At 38.2% G+C, this 17,486-nt stretch carries 14 protein-coding genes; 4 read left to right on the top strand and 10 right to left on the bottom strand.

The features are described from left to right. Positions 1–70: 70 nt before the first annotated feature. The 5 genes from PYS62_RS03315 to PYS62_RS03295 form a co-directional block, all read right to left on the bottom strand. Positions 71–1,051 carry an ABC transporter permease gene (locus tag PYS62_RS03315; RefSeq protein ID WP_082714294.1) on the bottom strand — a complete coding sequence of 327 codons (981 nt, stop codon included), beginning with the start codon at positions 1,049–1,051 and terminating at the stop codon, positions 71–73. Then, entirely contained in the window at positions 1,041–2,555 is a 1,515-nt protein-coding gene (locus PYS62_RS03310; RefSeq protein ID WP_066713598.1) for a sugar ABC transporter ATP-binding protein, read from the bottom strand. Before PYS62_RS03310 ends, PYS62_RS03315 begins: the two co-directional genes overlap by 11 nt. Positions 2,556–2,604: 49 nt before the next feature. Further along, positions 2,605–3,243, bottom strand: a complete 639-nt coding sequence (locus PYS62_RS03305; RefSeq protein ID WP_066713622.1) for an L-fuculose-phosphate aldolase — start codon at positions 3,241–3,243, stop codon at positions 2,605–2,607. A 111-nt stretch (positions 3,244–3,354) separates the two neighbouring features. Continuing rightward, positions 3,355–5,136 (bottom strand): L-fucose isomerase, encoded by a 1,782-nt coding sequence (locus PYS62_RS03300; protein ID WP_066713596.1) that lies wholly within the window; start codon positions 5,134–5,136, stop codon positions 3,355–3,357. Between the two features lie 79 nt (positions 5,137–5,215). Beyond that, positions 5,216–6,637 (bottom strand): rhamnulokinase, encoded by a 1,422-nt coding sequence (locus tag PYS62_RS03295; protein WP_066713593.1) that lies wholly within the window; start codon positions 6,635–6,637, stop codon positions 5,216–5,218. A gap of 422 nt (positions 6,638–7,059) precedes the next feature. Between PYS62_RS03295 and PYS62_RS03290 the strand changes: the two genes are divergently transcribed. Further along, a complete protein-coding gene (locus tag PYS62_RS03290; protein ID WP_066713591.1) occupies positions 7,060–7,818 on the top strand; it encodes a DeoR/GlpR family DNA-binding transcription regulator in 759 nt (252 codons plus the stop codon). 51 nt (positions 7,819–7,869) lie between these two features. On the opposite strand, the gene PYS62_RS03285 is transcribed toward PYS62_RS03290, so the two are convergent. From PYS62_RS03285 to PYS62_RS03265, 5 genes are all read right to left on the bottom strand, one after another. Then, positions 7,870–8,733 (bottom strand): ROK family protein, encoded by an 864-nt coding sequence (locus PYS62_RS03285; RefSeq protein WP_066713589.1) that lies wholly within the window; start codon positions 8,731–8,733, stop codon positions 7,870–7,872. Between the two features lie 3 nt (positions 8,734–8,736). After that, positions 8,737–10,005, bottom strand: coding sequence for an alpha-L-fucosidase (locus PYS62_RS03280; protein ID WP_066713586.1), 1,269 nt, complete (start codon positions 10,003–10,005; stop codon positions 8,737–8,739). 18 nt (positions 10,006–10,023) lie between these two features. Continuing rightward, positions 10,024–10,929: a carbohydrate ABC transporter permease gene (locus PYS62_RS03275; RefSeq protein WP_066713584.1), complete on the bottom strand. Its 906-nt coding sequence runs from the start codon at positions 10,927–10,929 to the stop codon at positions 10,024–10,026. Positions 10,930–10,939: 10 nt separating this feature from the next. Next, a complete protein-coding gene (locus PYS62_RS03270) occupies positions 10,940–11,893 on the bottom strand; it encodes an ABC transporter permease (protein WP_315574146.1) in 954 nt (317 codons plus the stop codon). A gap of 99 nt (positions 11,894–11,992) precedes the next feature. After that, on the bottom strand, positions 11,993–13,675 hold the full coding sequence (locus PYS62_RS03265) for an extracellular solute-binding protein (RefSeq protein ID WP_066713581.1): 1,683 nt from the start codon (positions 13,673–13,675) through the stop codon (positions 11,993–11,995). A 333-nt stretch (positions 13,676–14,008) separates the two neighbouring features. On the opposite strand from PYS62_RS03265, the gene PYS62_RS03260 reads away from it, so the two are divergent. The 3 genes from PYS62_RS03260 to PYS62_RS03250 all read left to right on the top strand — a co-directional run bounded on the left by PYS62_RS03260 (position 14,009) and on the right by PYS62_RS03250 (position 17,478). Next, complete coding sequence (locus tag PYS62_RS03260) at positions 14,009–15,562, top strand: ABC-F family ATP-binding cassette domain-containing protein (RefSeq protein ID WP_066713579.1); 1,554 nt, start codon at positions 14,009–14,011, stop codon at positions 15,560–15,562. A gap of 122 nt (positions 15,563–15,684) precedes the next feature. Continuing rightward, positions 15,685–15,957, top strand: coding sequence for a hypothetical protein (locus PYS62_RS03255; protein WP_066713576.1), 273 nt, complete (start codon positions 15,685–15,687; stop codon positions 15,955–15,957). Positions 15,958–16,185: 228 nt separating this feature from the next. Then, on the top strand, positions 16,186–17,478 hold the full coding sequence (locus PYS62_RS03250) for an MFS transporter (protein WP_066713574.1): 1,293 nt from the start codon (positions 16,186–16,188) through the stop codon (positions 17,476–17,478). Positions 17,479–17,486: the final 8 nt, after the last annotated feature.

The raw sequence follows: 17,486 nt of genomic DNA, 5'->3' as shown, positions 1-17,486 counted from the left end.
AGCATCCCCTTAAGTCCCTTATGGGAACTGTCTAAGCTAGCTATTCAGTTGAATTAGCTAGCTTAAAACATTAGTTTTTGCGTTTGCGGTTCAAAATATCCATATAAACAGCAAAGATCAAAATGAAACCTGTGATGAACAATTGATAGTGTGACTGTACACCGATATATGGGAAACCAATCTTCAGAACTGTCATTATCAAGACACCGATGATCGTACCAAAAACTGAGCCAGAACCACCGGCTAATGATGTACCACCGATAACTACACCTGCAATAGCATCCAATTCAAAGCCGTTACCCGTATTAGGCTGAGCAGTAGTGAAAACTGCAACATAAGCCAAACCAGCAAATGCTGTAAAGAAACCAGTAATCACATAAGCTAGGCACTCATACTTAGCAACGTTGATACCTGAAAGGCGTGTGGCTTCTTTGTTAGAACCAATTGACAAAATATAGCGACCAACTTTAGTACGTTTCAGAATGATACCCATAACCACTGCTAAAATAACTAACAGCACAAAACCAGTTGGGAAATTCTTAGGTAAAATTCCACCTTCACGTGTAATCATGAACAACTCACGGAACCAAGCACCTTCACTATCACCTTGTGGGAATGAAATAGTCTTTGTCTTTGAAACAATTGAGCCTAGGCCACGCGAAATCATCATCGTACCAAGTGTCGCAATAAAAGCTGGCAAGCCAAACTTGGAAACTAAGATACCATTAGCTAAACCAAATAACGATCCAACTAGTAAGGTAACAACAATAACCCAGAACATTGGAAGTCCAGCTTCCATCAAAGTACCACTGATCAATACAGAACAGATAGCAACTGTACCAATTGACAAGTCAATACCACCTGTACAGATGACGAACGTGACACCGATTGCCATAAATGCAACATAATAAGCTGATTTAGCAATATTAGTGAATGTTGTAGGTTGCATAAACTTAGGTGTAATCATTGCAAAAGCAGCACAGATTACGATCAATGCAATCACTACGACAGCTTGCTGATTAGAAAAAATCTTTTTTAACTTATCTTTCATATAAGTAACACTCCTTAGCATTGGTCGCTGCTTCCATTATCACTTCTTGACTTGCATCTTCGATATTTATGATCTTAGTCAAGCGACCCTCACACATTACCGCAACGCGATCACTCATACGCAAAATTTCGGGTAATTCTGAGGAAATCATGATGATTGATTTACCTTGTTTAGCTAATCTATCCATCAAATGATAAATTTCACTCTTGGCACCTACATCAATGCCACGTGTTGGCTCATCAAAAATCAAAATGTCAGCATCTTGGCAAAGCCATTTAGCAATAACAACTTTTTGTTGATTGCCACCAGAAAGTTTTCTGACCATCTGTTTAACTGATGGCGTCTTTGTTTTAAGCTCAGTTACATACTTCTCAGAAACATCTTTTGTCTTTTGACTATTGACAAAAATGCCTTGCATGAACTTATCAATTGAAGCCATAACTGTATTGTCTTCAATTGTCTTATCGACAACCAATCCAAAGCGTTTACGATCTTCAGATAAATAACCAATACCTGCTTTAACAGCATCAGCAGGTGTATTAATTTTGACTTTCTTACCGTTTACGTAAATATCACCTGAATCTCGCAAATCAGCTCCAAACAAAATTCTAGCCATTTCTGTACGCCCTGAGCCCATCAAGCCAGCAACGCCAAGGATTTCGCCCTTTTTCAAATTGAAAGATACGTCCTTAACAAACTTACCCCGATTAAGTTTTTCACAACGTAATACCTCTGGTGCATCTTTTGCCACCTGTGAACAGGTCTTTGGCTCAGTATAAATTGCACGACCAACCATCAATTTGATTATGTCTGCTTTTGTGCAACCTTCAGTATCGAGTGTACCGACATATTCGCCATCACGCATAACAGTTATCCGATCAGAAATCTGTCCAATCTCATCCATTCTGTGTGAAATATAAATAATACCTACACCCTTTTTCTTCAAATCACGAATAACTTTGAATAATTCCTCAATTTCAGCATCTGTCAAAGCAGCTGTTGGCTCATCAAAAACAATTATTTTTGCTTGTTTACTGATTGCCTTAGCAATTTCAACCATCTGCTGCTTACCAACAGTTAAATCACCAATTTTTTTATATGGATCAATTTCTATATGTAATTTTTGGAAAAATTCAATAGCATATTTAGACATCTGCTCGTCATTGATGAAAATACCGTTCATCACCTCATGACCAATAAACAAATTTTGAGCAACTGTCAGATCACTCATCATATTAAGTTCTTGGTGAACAATAGCTATGCCTGCTTTTTCTGACTCTTTTGGCCCATTATATTCAACTTGCTGCCCCATATATTCAATCGTTCCGCCATCTTTTTTATAGATACCGGTAAGGATCTTCATCAGCGTTGATTTACCTGCGCCATTTTCCCCTACGAGTGCTACAACTTCTCCTGCTCCAAGCTCTAAATATGCATTCTTTAAAGCTTGCACACCTGAAAAATATTTTTCAATATTCTTCATCCTTAGAATCGCATCTGCCATAGCTTCCCCCCTCTTCTTTACTACCGACAAAATCTACGCATTATGCCTATTATTTCTGTCCATAATGCTTAAATTTTTCCAGCATCAACTCCATCTCAGAATCAGGTAAAACAACTGGATTACCAATCGCACGTGCCTTGCAATAAATCTCAGCACAATACTCAAGTTCATCAATAATATTGAATGCGTTTTTTAAATCCTGAGCGCCAGCAATAACACCATGGTTAGCTAAAATAGCTGCACGGCGACCCTCCATTGCTTTCGCTGCATTCATAGCTAACTCATGTGTACCATATGTCGCATATTCAGCAACACGTACATCTTTACCAGCAACTGCAATCATGTAATTTGTAGCTGGCAATCCTTGACGTAGGCAAGCTAAAACTGTACTCCACATTGTATGAGCATGTATAACAGCATTAAATTCAGGACGCGTACGATATAAATTTAGATGCATTTCCCACTCAGATGTTGGAACACGGTTACCTTCGATGATATTGGCATCTATATCGGTAACAACAATATCTTCAACTTTAATTTCGTGGAAACTAATTCCAGATGGAGTTAAGCAAACATAACCGCTTTTTCGATCATAATAGCTCAGGTTACCACCTGTTCCCTTGGTTAATTTGGTATCAAACAATTTTTTGCCGTATTCGATTAACTCCAACTTAATATTTTCTAACATATAATTTTCCAATCTTTTAAAATTGCCGACAGGGGGCACCCCTTATCTCCCCCTGTCAGCTTGGGGAGTAAATAAACTTTATTTAAAATTGCTTGTTAAAAACAATTTAATTTATCTGTACATTGGTCCGTAGAATTCGCAAGCTCTGAAATCTTGACCCTCTAAGTCCTTCGTGCCAAAGCCATTGAATGTATGTGGACGATAGATACGTTCTTTTTCAACGTTATGGAATACAACTGGAATACGTAACATTGAAGCTAATGTGATCAAACGATCGCCAACGTGACCATATACTGTTGCGCCGTGGTTAGCACCCCATTTAGCCATCATGTCATAAACAGTTGGAGCTGTATCCTTATTCAAAATTGGCGCAAACCAAGTTGTTGGCCATGTCTTATCTGTTCTGTCATCCAAAATCTTGTGAATCTCATCATCAATCTTGCATGTATAGCCTTCAATAACCTGCAATGTAGGTCCAACACCTTCAACCATGTTGCAACGAATCATTGTAGCTGACATTTCAGCATTAGTACGGAAGTGAGATGAATAACCGCCGCCACGGAAGTACTCATAGTTAGCACGGCACCAGTCTGTAGCATCCAAGCAAGCTTGCACGTCCTTATCGGTCATATTCCACCATTCTTTCATGCAACCTTCGCCCTTTTCATTCTTAGCAGCGCCAGAACCATCCAAGCAGCTAGCACCAGAGTTGATCAAATGGATGATACCATTCTTAGAAACGCCAGTTAATTCTTTACCTGTTACGCGCTTAACAGATTCTGGTGACCAGTAAGTACGAACATCAGAGAAAATAGCAGCTTTGTTTGTAACTAACATACCAAACAACATTGAAATACAGTTAAATGTATCGTTTTCTGTAGCAAATGGTACAGGGGCACGCTTGCCATTCCAGTCAAAGCTTGTAGCCATGATAGCTTCTGTAAAGTCAGCATTTGGCAACCAGTCTGTCCACATTCTCTGACCTTGGAAGCCACCAGCAATTGCATTACGGCCCAATGACTCTTCGATCCAGCCCATTTCAGCTAACTTAGGATTACCGAACAAAATATCGCGTACAACCATAGCATGCTTAACTGTGAAGTCCCATTGCTCTTCTTCCTTGATATAACGGCTCTTCTTAATAATTTCAGCCAACTCTTTGCCTTGGTTGATATCCATACCAACTTTACAATTCTTCTCAACCCAAGCACGAGCCTTCTTAAATTCTTCATGGTCATAAATACCCAAGGTGATACGGCGTAAAACTTCAGTCATATCAACCCATTCAGTACGCATACCCAAATACTTCTGCAAGAAATCAGAATTGACTTGTGAACCAGCGATACCCATTGCGATACCACCGATATTAACGTATGAACGATTACGCATCACGCCAACAGCAACAGCGGCTCTTGCAAAATCAAGAATTTTCTTTTCAACGTCAGGTTTGATTGTACGATCATCTTTGTCCTGCACATCATGACCGTAAATTGAGAAAGCAGGTAAGCCACGTTGAGCATAAGCAGCCATAACTGATGCCAAATAAACAGCACCTGGACGCTCTGTGCCATTGAAGCCCCAAACAGCTTTGATCGTCAATGGATTGAGATCAATTGTCTCCATGCCATAGCACCAGCAAGGAGTAACACTCAATGTAGCAACAACGTTCTTTGTAGAGAAATATTCTTCACAAGTAGCAGCTTCCTTAGCTCCACCAATTGTGCAAGGTGAAATAATACACTCAACAGGTTCACCATCCGGATAACGCAGTTTGCTTTCAATTAAAGCTTTTGCGCTTGTTGCCATACCCATACATTGTTCTTCCAATGATTCGCGTACACCGCCTCTACGGCCGTCGATAATAGGTCTAATACCAATTCGTGGATGATTCATAATACTTCTCCTTATGTATTTTTAGGTTTGCACCTTTTATTTACTTATTTGGACTTTACATCCTTGTTAACTAAAATATTTAATTACCTTTGGCGTAATAATGATGAATATTGCTGAGATGTTCAGATAGCTTACGTCCTTCAGCTAAACTCTTAATTGCACCGACTGCTTGCAACTGAACAATAATATTGCCTAGTGCTGATGCTTCTTTCGGCCCAGCAATCACCTCCACACCGATTTTATTGGCAATCAACTGACAAAGATAACTTGACTGTGAGCCGCCGCCAATCAAATGCAATCGCTTAAACGACTTACCTGTCAACTTAACTAAGTTATCAATACTCGTCTTGTACTTAGCAACCAAACTACTATAAATAACACCGAAATAGTCAAAACTATTTATAGGCAAATTGCAGCCATTAGCTTGCAAAGCTTGATCAATAGCTTGTTTAGCTTTTACATTTGCTTGGCCAAACACTGGCTGATCAATATCAAAGCATGGATATGACTCTGTATGATTACTAACATGTTCTGTAATTGCATTGAAACTAATTGGCTGTCCTAAAGCAGACTCTAATTGTTTTTTGTACTGTTCAAGCAAATATAAACCAGTGATATTTTGTAAGAGTAGCGGCTGCCCATTAACCCCAAGTTCATTCGTTAAATTTGCTGCTTGTACCTCATCTGTCAAATAAGCATGCTCTACACATGCACCTAACAATGACCATGTACCACACGACAAGAATAAGCACTCATTGTCATTAACAGCTTCGGTCAACAAAACAGCACCAGCTGTGTCATGCCCTGCAACATTAACCACCTTTATGTCAAATTCTCTTAGTTCTGGCAGCAAACTTGTTTTGGTGCTACCAACAAAACAGCCAGCTTCTAGGCATTCAGGAATTAGATTTTCATTCAAAGCGAAAGCACTGAAGATTTTCGATTGCAAATTCTTATCTGCTAAATTTAGCATCTGCGTTGTTGACAATATACTAGCTTCAGTAGACATGTTACCAGTCAAAAAATATTTGACCAAGTCAGGCATCAATAAAATCTTTTTTGCCTTAGCAAATAAATCTGGTGATAATTCACGCAAAGCTAAAATTTGGAATAAAGAGTTAATACTGGAAATCTGATTACCTGTCAATTTGAACAGCTCAGACAATGTAAACTTTTCTTTACAAATATCAATGCCTAATTGGTGCTTATCATCACGATAAGTAATTGGCGTATCAAGCAATTGACCATTCTCACCGATCAAGCCAAAATCAACACCCCATGTATCTATACCGATGGCTGAAATCTCCGAAGCGTATTTAATAATTGTTTCAGAAATTGCCTTGATTAATACATCCCATTGCCAATACCAACGTCCGCTCTCACAAACCATATGGTGTGCTTGGCGCATAACCTCACGTGTTTCCAATTTGCCATCAACAACATAGGCTAATATACCTCGAATCGAAGTAGCACCCATATCAATCGCTAAAACCTTTTTCACGTGTAGTTCCTCCTAAATGATTACCGAACAGTCAGTTGGCTAAGTGATAAATTGTTAACTTAACTGTGCACAATATAGCATATCGCACTAATTTTGAGTGGCTTTGATGGAAATATTGATGCAATTTCACATCCAGAATCAAATTAAATCACTTTTGTTCAAATAAGTTCATTTATCTAATGATTTTCACCGTAAATTTGGAGTTTTAGAACCTAAAATATTTGCCGAAATTTAGATATAACAAGTGATTGCTTATTTAAGTATGAATTAAATAAACTAAAAATAGTTATTTTGATTTATTTTGGTTGTGTCAAATTAAATTTTGGATTTACTGTTATTTCCGCTAACAAATTAGACGAAAACAAGTGCTAAAATAAATGTTTATTGTATAATATACAGATAAATGAAGGAGTTATATCATAATGCTGACTATTAGACAGAAAAAAATAATTCGCTTATTAGAAGATAACAGCGGTTCAGCTAGCATTGACGAGATGTTAAATCATCTATATATCTCTAAATCAACGCTTCGACGTGATCTTATCAATTTAGAAAAAGCTAGTATGGTTCAACGTTTTCATGGTGGTGTCGGCTTAATAGAAAGCGGCGCTATGGAATCACCAATCAGCAAACGCAGAATGCAAAACCTAGCCAAAAAGTCCTATATAGCCCACGTTGCCAGTCGCTATCTACATGACAATATGGTCATTTTTCTAGATTCATCTTCAACAGTCAACGAACTGTGCCCGATTATACGCCAATTTAAAAATATAACAATTGTAACTAACGGTATTAATATTGCTGAGCAACTAAACTTTTATCAAAGTATAATTTGCTATATTTGCCCTGGTGTCATTAAGCACAAAAGCTTATCTATAGTCGGCCAATATGCAATCGACTTTATTAAAAATTTCACTGCTGATGCTGTTTTTATGTCCAGTAAAGCCATCAACAAAAACGGCATTTTTGAGGGTGACGATGCACAGGCTTTAATCAAACGCACCATGATGAGCCAAGCAATCAAAACATATTTGCTCTGTGATGATAGCAAACAAGAATCTAGCGGTTTTTTCAAACTCGACGATTATAAAGCTATTGATACCTTGATCACCAATTATCCTTTAGAACCAGAATTGAGCAAAATAATTAACGAACAAGGCTGTCAGATTATAACAACATAAGCATTATTGTGCTATAACTGACAACCTTATTAATCGTCTAGTAATGCTTTATCAAGCGTTATATTTTTGAAAATAATAACCAGCGCCAAGCAAATTAGCGTCATTGCCATAGTAAGCTGTTACTATCTTCGGCTTTAACGGGCTGCGCTGTCCATATTGCAAAATCTCGTCCATCGCGGCATTGATGTTATGTACAAGATCAGGTTTGGCTGCTATACCGCCACCAATAATAATTAATTCCGGATCCAAAATGTATTGCAAATTATAGATACCAAGAGCTAGATAATGATACAACTTATTAACAGCTAATATGGCCTCTCTATCACCTTTTTCAGCCAAATCAAACGCTTCTTCACCACTAAGCTCTTTACCCTTCTGTTTAGAAAGGTAACGGGCCATATGTACAGCTGATCCCAACTTAGCTAACTCATTATGCCCATCAACCAGCATCATACCAAATTCACCTGCAAAGTTATGGCTACCACTAATAATCTCTCGGTTATAAACTACGCTGCCACCAATACCTGTGCCAATCACTAACATCAACAAATTCTTAATGCAGCGACATTCAGGTTGGTTCATTTCCGCCCAACAAGCACAATTAGCATCATTTTCAAAGCTTAATGGCAATTTGACCAAGGCTGATATCTCACCTAAAAAATTAGGTTCATGAATATAATAAAGTGAACTTGCGCCCTCAACTCTACCACTCACCTGATTAGGAATACCTGGAACACTGAAAGCAACTCCTGTTATGTCAGCATAAAGGCGGTAATTATTTACGCTTTCAACAATTGCTTTCTTTAAGCCTTCCCAGCTATCTGGTGTAGCAAAGCTTTTTTTCAAGCTAAGATTGCCAGCATCCCATAAAGCTGTTTTCACGCTTGTACCACCTATATCAATCGTCAATAACATAAATTAAAGCTCCTCTTGCATATAGTCAGCCTCAGCTAACGATAATTCCAATGTTAAGGCCAATTCCTGACTAAATTCAGTCGGGAATGTTACGATGTAACAAGGGTCGCCCTCTAATGTTTTGGTCTGTTTAACTTGTGCTTTAACTGATCCTAACATTTCAGTTGATAAATTTAGCCATTTAGCATCTGTAAGATTGTTAGCGATATTAGGAATATCAACGCTACTGCCCTTTAAATTTTGCGGTGCAAAGAAAGTTATATACAGCTTGTGTGTGCGAGCTGTGAAGCAATAATTAGGCACTTCATAAACATACAAAGGCAACGTCTTTGTAGCATAAATACTATCAGCAGCTCGCTTAAGCCATTTACCAGCTTTATCTAGCTCTTTCACACAAGCAGCTGGAATTTTACCACTTCCATCAGGCCCTACATTCAACAGATAATTACCACCACGTGCTACAACTCTTAAAAGTTTATGCACAACAGTTTCAGCACTTTGCCAATTGTGGTCATAATATTTGTAGCCCCAACTATCATTCATAGTGCCTGCTACTTCCCATAATTTTTCAATTGGATGCGAAGGAATACGATTGTCTTGCGTACTCAAGAAATCACTTTGGCCATGCCCGATTCGGCCACTAATCAAACAATTAGGTTGAATTTTTTTAACAGTTTCACGTAATTCTTTACTTTGCTCTAATGTCATACCCATAGGCGTGTCAAACCACAACATGCCAAGTGGGCCATAATTAGTCAAAAGTTCTTTCACCTGTGGCAGGCATTTGCCGTAGAAATAACGTTCAAACTGCTTTTGACTATTATCATGATAAGCGCGATATCCATCTTTATCATCCCAATCTTGCGCTTGAGAATAATACAAGCAAAATATCAAATCATATTTGTGACAAGCTTCCGATAATTCTCGCACAAAGTCACGCTTACAGGGACTTGCCTTTACAGAATTGTAGTCACTCACTTTTGAATCATAGAGCGCAAAACCATCATGATGTTTGCTTGTTAAACAAACATAACGCATGCCCCACTCTTTTGCCTTTTGACAAATCTCATCGGCATTAAAATTAGTTGGATTAAATTTTGAAGCTAAAGCACGATATTCACTTAAGGGTATATCAGCATTATTGAGTATCCATTCAGCTAAGCCACGCGTCCGCTCACCTTTATATTCACCTGCCAGTAACGAATACAAACCGAAATGGATAAATAAACCATATTTTGCCTGTGTAAACCAATTTTCTGGGTAATTTTTCATCACACTACCAACTTTCTATCAGCCTTTGACAGAGCCAATCATCATGCCCTTAACAAAATGCTTCTGCACTAATGGATAAATTATGAGAACAGGTAATGAAGCAATCACAATCGTAGAATATTTCAACAAATCCGTTATGCCTTGCTTGGCAATTAATTGCTCAACATTCGTAATCATCGTCGGGTCAACTGTGTTCAAGACTAATAATTGACGCAACTTGATCTGTAATGGCTCAAGATTTGGATTATTGATAAACAACATGGCGTTGAAATACGAGTTCCATTGACTGACACCATAATACAAGGAAAGCACCGCAATAATTGGCTTACTTAAAGGTAAAACTATCCGCCAGAAATAACTAAATGGTGTGCAACCATCAATCGAGGCAACCTCGTATAAATCATTTGGAATTTGATTTTGAATATATGTGCGCGCAATCATCAAGTTCCATACTGAAATAGCATTTGGAATCACCATAGCCCAAATTGTATTATCCATATGCAAAGCATTAACTAACAAGTAAAGCGGTACGATACCACCACTTATGATCATTGTAACCATGAACAAAATAGATAATGCCTTACGTGCTCTAAATTCACGTCTTGACAAAGCATAGGCTGCCAACATCGTCATAGAAATGTTAATCGTTGTACCTAACACAAGATAAATCAACGAATTTCTAAAGCCCAGCATGATTGGTTGATACTTCAAAACAGCTTCATAACCTTTAAATGTAGGATTAACAGGGAAAATGGAAACTTTACCTGCAATAACAGCTTGCGGATCACTAAAAGAAGCTGCTATAACATGCAACAGTGGTAAGAGAATAATAGCTGTAAATATGATCAATACAGTATAAATAAAGATCATAAGCAAGCGATCGCTGAAACTATCATGAATATTTTTACGTTTAAACAAATTCATCTTAGCCCTCCTACCAAATTGACGTGTCTGTCAAGCGCTTAGACAAATAATTAACTACAACAAATAGCAACAAGCTAACAATTGAGTTAAACAAACCAACTGCAACACCGTAACTGTAATTACCTTGTTGCACAGATACTTTATACAGATAGGTTGAAATAATCTCTGAAGTTGAAGCATTAACACTATTACCCATCAAATACGCTTTTTCAAAGCCAATACTCATGATTGAGCCAACATTGAAAATCAGCATCATAACAATAGTTGGTGCAATACTTGGTAAATCGACATGAATGATACGTTGGAAGCGACTTGCGCCATCTACTAAAGCAGCTTCCTGCAATTCTTTGCTCACGCCAGCTAAAGCAGCAATGTAAATAATTGATGAGTAACCCATATTCTGCCAAACGCTAGACCAAACATAAAGATGTGGGAATACATTAGGATCGCCAAAAAAGTTAATCGGTTTGCCGCCTAAACTTTGAATCACCTGGTTAAAAATACCGCTTCTTAAATCCATCAAGCTCATCATCATACCGACCATAACCACAAGTGAAATGAAGTATGGCGCATATGTGATCATTTGCACAGCTTTTTTGAAACGTTTATTACCTACCTCATTGATAAACAAAGCCAAAATTATCGGTAATGGGAACCCTACAATCAGCGAATATACACCTAGTCTTAAGGTATTAATAATTGTACGCATACCATAAGGTCCGAACAAAAACTGCTTAAACCATTTAAGGCCAACAAATTGACTACCAAAGATACCCTGGGCTGGCGAATAGTTATTAAAAGCTAAAAATACACCTGCCATAGGAATATAACAAAAAACGATCAGCCAAATAAGTGGCAGAGCAATTATTGCCCAAAATTGCCAATTATAATTTTTGTAACGTGGTCGTTTACTAAGTAATAATGTTCGGCCTGTCTTCATGTTGTCAGTTCCTATCGCCGCCATATTTTTCCTTTCCAGCAAATTGCTTCACCTTTACTAAAATGAGCGCCCGCCCGATACTAGGCGGACGCTCGGGGGAGTTAATTAATATGAAGCGCTATATCATTTCTGATTAGCACGATCATAAGCTGTTTGTGATAATTTGATCAGAGTTGGTAAACCAACATTTTCAAAGCCTTTTACATATGTATCCCAAGCTGCATCATCATTAGGATCTTGTACACCACGAATAAAGGCTGCGCGATTTTCTTCAAGATACTTCTTAACGTCAACTGTAACTTGGTTCAATTGATCAGTTTCTTCTGAAGTAAATTTCAAAGTTGGCAAAACATCATAGTCCTTGCTTGGATCTTGCGCAAATGGTTCACACTTTTCTTTTGATTCGATGAACAACAATTTTTCCAAACCAGCAGCACTCTTAATATCAACATCATTATCAGTAGCCTGGCCGAAACGTGTCTTCTCTGTAGCAAAGTTGATACCAACATCTTGCCAGTCATGATTTTGTGGATCTGATGAATATTGGTTAATAATCTCGTAAAGAGCTTTGCTACCATCTAAGCCTTGCTTACCTTCTGGATTAAGTTTCCAGTCCTTGTCCTTTTCAGAACCAAACTGCATGCTTAAATAGCCTTCCAGAGTATAGAAGTAGTCTAACCAACGTAAAGCTGCTACAGGATTCTTACAATCTTTAGTTAAGACAAATTTGTTCTCAGCAATACCGTCATAGCGGAAGAATGTTGCATGTTGCTGGCCTTGAGGTCCTTTAATAGGTTCGATAACACGATATGCTGCATATGCTTCTGGCTTAGCATTAACATCATAAGCATCTGAAATTGTACCGAATGGAGCAAATAGAACAGGCTCACCCTCATTATTCATCAATTTACGATAATTATCAGCTGTCTGTGTAAATGCACTATCATCAATTAAACCCTCTTTAAATAATTGATGCATATACTTCAAAGCCTCACGATATTCAGCTGTTGTCGCAATTGATTCAACTTTTTTGTCCTTGCTCAAAACAAGCTTACCATTGTATGTACCTGGATCCAAAATGAAAGCATTGGTAATCCAATCATAGAATTGATGACCCCAACCATCAATTGAACCAGACATTGGGATACCTTTAGGATTAGCTTGCTTGTAAGCTTTCATGACTTTCATTAATTCATCAGTTGTTTTAGGAACTTTCAAGCCTAATTTCTCAAGGTGCTTCGTATTAACCCACATTTTGTTACGGAACTTGCAATGATAGCAATCATTGATAGATGGTAAACCATAGATATGGCCATCAGATTGTGTAATCTGGCCCCAAATTTCAGGTCTCTCCTTAACATAAGCCATGAAATTAGGCATATTCTCTTTAATTAAGTTCTCTAAAGGTAATAGCAAGCCCTCAGAAACGCCATATTTAGCAACTTTTGGTGTAGAAAATAAGAAGGCATCTGGTAAAGGCTTTTTGGACATCATGAGGTTGATCTGTTCATCAGCTGTATCCATATTGACAGTCTGATAAGTCCATTTGATATTCGTCTTGTCTTCAATAAACTTGGAGAAATCATTTGTCGTGAAATCTGTAACATTCGGCATTGATAAGCGAACCATCGACATTTCAATTGCTTTGTCACTGATTGGGTATGTTCCAACCTTGCTTAATGAGCTAGCAGCTTGACTTGCATCAACCACTTTATCATTTTGCTTCTGCCCTCCACAGCTAACCAACGTCAAAGTAAAACTACCTGCTAAGAGCATAGCTAAAAACTTGCGCCCCATTTGTTTCATAGTTACTTCCCTTAACCCTTTCTAGTGCTAAGTGCAATTTTGGCTTTAACAAATAAAACTTTAAAAAGCTAAATCTTTTCATTGCTCTTTTGCACATTTAATTATGGTTTTTACAAGCAAAATATAGCATATTTGCACTAGCGCTTATACATTTTGGAGTGCAAATAGGCTTTATGAAAGATAAAATCTATGCATTTAGCCAATTTTGTTCAAATTTCTTCAATATCCCAAACAAAACCAAGCAACGCCATATCCTAAAAGTAAGTAAAGCCATATTTCGCAATTTGCAAATTGAGTGCTAAGATTATCTGACCAATTTAACGAGGATAAATTATGAGCATTTTAACCGTATCGGATCTTTCTATCTCTTTCGCTGGCCGGTCTATCTTAGAGAACGTGTCTTTTCGTCTATTAAGCGGTGAACACGTTGGTTTGGTTGGTGCTAACGGCGAAGGCAAAAGTACATTTCTTAAACTAGTCACGGGCCAAAGCTTGCCAGATCAAGGCAAAATCGAATGGTGTAACCGTATAAGCTGGGGCTATCTCGACCAATACGCCCTACTCGATCCCAATCAAAGCATTATGGCTGTGCTGCAATCAGCTTTTAGTGAATATTACAAATTGGAAAAAGAGATGCTCGCTGACTACGATAAAATGGCTAATTGTAGTGAAGCTGAGATGAATAAGTTGCTTTTAGATGTTGGCGAAATTCAAGATTTGCTTGAGCATAGTGGCTTTTATAGCCTCGATGCCAAAATCAAAGAAATTGCTAACGGGCTTGGCCTTTTAGATTTAGGTTTAGATCACAAAATTGGCGAGCTTAGCGGCGGACAACGCACAAAAGTTCTCTTAGCCAAATTGCTTTTACAAAATCCCAAAATTTTGATCTTGGACGAGCCGACTAACTTCTTAGATGCTGAGCATATCAGTTGGTTACAAGGCTTTTTGCAGAACTACGAAAATGCCTTCATTTTAGTCTCGCACGATACTGATTTTATGAATGCTGTCGTCAATGTTATATACCATGTTGAACAAGGCCGTTTAACACGCTATACAGGCGATTATGACAATTACTTGCGTATGGCTGAAATCAACAAGCAAAAACAACTGCAAGCATACAACAAGCAGCAAAAGGAAATTGCGCAATTGGAAGATTTTATCGCCCGCAACAAAGCTAGAATTGCAACTAGAAACATGGCGCAATCAAGACAGAAAAAGTTAGCCAAAATGGAAATGGTTGAAAAACCTAAAGAGCAAATTAAGCCAAGTTTCAGTTTTCAAAGTGCGCGTACACCGGGTAAAATCGTAATTGACGTCAAAGATCTAGTCATCGGTTATACTTCACCTTTAACAAGGCCGCTTAATTTTCAAATTGAACGAAATGAGAAAATTGCAATTAATGGTACTAACGGTCTTGGCAAAACTACACTTCTAAGAACATTGCTCGGTGAATTAAAGCCTTTAAGCGGTTCAGTCACGCTTGATCAGTTTGTTGAAAGTGGCTTTTTTGAACAGGAAGATGAAGGCGAAGCTATAAGCGCTCTTGATGAGTTATGGGCCGTTTATCCCCATGCGACGAATCAGGAAATTAGAGCCATGTTAGCCAGATGTGGCCTGACTAAACAGCATATTGAAACTATGATGTTTGCTTTGAGCGGTGGTGAAAAAGCTAAAGTGCGTTTAGCTAAGATCATGAACAAACCTTGTAATCTCTTGCTATTAGATGAGCCGACTAATCACTTAGATGTTATGGCCAAAGCTGAATTAGCTCGGGCTTTGCAGGCTTACAAAGGCACGATTGTTCTCGTTTCACACGATCCAACTTTCTATTCGGGGTTTGTGAACCGCGTGCTTAATATTGAAGATTACACCACAAAATTAATTTAGCCAAATATGACAATAACAAATATTGACAGTCATAAATTTTAACGTTTACAATTCTGTTTGTGATAATTTACAAAAGTCAGCCAGCTTGTGCAGATTTAGATCGATAGAACTGGGGTTGTGATATGTATACAAAGCAAAAAGCTGGTGCGTTTCTAGTCAGTGCATTTTTGCTCTTTGCAATAATTTTAGGGCAAACGAGCTTGGCTACTAATACGCCAAATAGCACAACTGAGTCAACAGTTACAAGCAGCATGAATGATCATGAAACTAACCAAACTTCTGTAACTGCTATCGTTTCTGAAAGTCAAACAAGTAAACAAACAGCTACGCAAGAAACAAGCAAGACAACTTCCAATGAATTCAAAGTTGATTTGCCTGAAAAGGCGGCAACCTAGCTTTTCCTATCATTCTCTTAATCATTTTTATTGTAGGTGGCATTATTATTTGGCGTAAATTGCGGAAATATTTTAGAGATTAAGTATTGTCATTTGGCATAAAGTGAACTCTGTATCGCCCTTATCAGTTAAGCTATAAAGTCGATATTTTTATGTGTGAACAAGGCATACTCAAATTACAACAGACTGCTTATGTTAAATTAGTGGCCAATGGAAGGAGCTTTCAACTTGTATACCAGTCTTTTACTGTTCGTCATCTATTTAACCTTTATCAGTCTAGGCCTGCCCGATTCACTTCTAGGTGCAGCTTGGCCATTAATCTACCCTAGTTTCGCTGTACCTGTTTCCTATGCTGGGCACTTATCTATGCTTATTTCTTTGGGCACAATTATTGCCAGTTTTCAAAGTGAGCGTTTAACAAGAATTTTAGGCACGGTCAAAATCACAACCATCAGTATTGGTTTAACTGCGCTTGGTTTGCTTGCATTTGCCTTTAGTCGCAATTTTTATCATTTAATCCTTGCTACAATTCCTTACGGCCTTGGCGCAGGTAGCATCGATGCTGCTCTCAACAATTATGTCGCTCTCCACTACAAAAGCGCGCACATGAGTTGGTTACACTGTATGTGGGGTGTTGGTGCCTCAATTGGTCCTTGTATATTAGGTATGGCCCTAGCTAATAAGCAATCGTGGCAAAGTGGTTATCGCATAATTGCTTACATTCAAATCGCCTTGGCTGTAATTGTCGCTATAAGCACACCGCTTTGGCACAAGCAAGCTGAGCTTACTGCCAATTTAGCCTCAGCCTCTAACTCAAATACAAGTCAGCAAGCTGACATGCAAACTGATAAACAAGCTACAAATACCAACCAAGCTAATAACTCAGTACAAGCAAAAGATGCAACGCAAGCTGAAAGCTCACCGAAACAGCAAGCAAATACAAAGCTACTTAGTTTACGCGATGTTTGGCAACTAAGGGGTGCTAAAGCTACTTTGCTCACCTTCTTCTGCTATTCAGCAATGGAACATTGTACGGGTTTATGGGCAAGTAGCTATCTAGTGCTTAAGCTAGGTTTGGGAGCTAATTTGGCTGCTACTTATGCCAGCCGTTTTTTTCTAGGTATAACTATTGGGCGCTTTATAAGTGGTTTTATCAGTTTCAAATTAGACGACAAGCAACTCATTCGCTTAGGTCAGAGCATAGTTACGCTCGGCTTATTAATGTTGATGTTTGCAAATAGCGCAATTTTAGCCTTGATTGCTCTAACTATAGTTGGTTTAGGTTGTGCGCCAATTTATCCAGCCATCATTCACGCAACACCAAGTCATTTTGGCAAAGAGCGCTCACAAGCTTTAATCGGCATGCAGATGGGCTGTGCATATATTGGTAGCTGTCTGATGCCGCAAGTTTTCGGCTTCTTGTCCAAAGCTTTGACCATTGGCTTCTATCCTTATTTTCTTGCTATTTTTCTAGTCATCATGTTAATAGCGCATGAAACACTCAACAAACAGCTAAATTAGTACTTTAT

This window comes from Amygdalobacter nucleatus (assembly GCF_029167365.1).
In the GTDB taxonomy this organism is placed as follows: domain Bacteria; phylum Bacillota; class Clostridia; order Saccharofermentanales; family Fastidiosipilaceae; genus Amygdalobacter; species Amygdalobacter nucleatus.
This window is presented reverse-complemented; position numbering and strand designations above follow the sequence as displayed.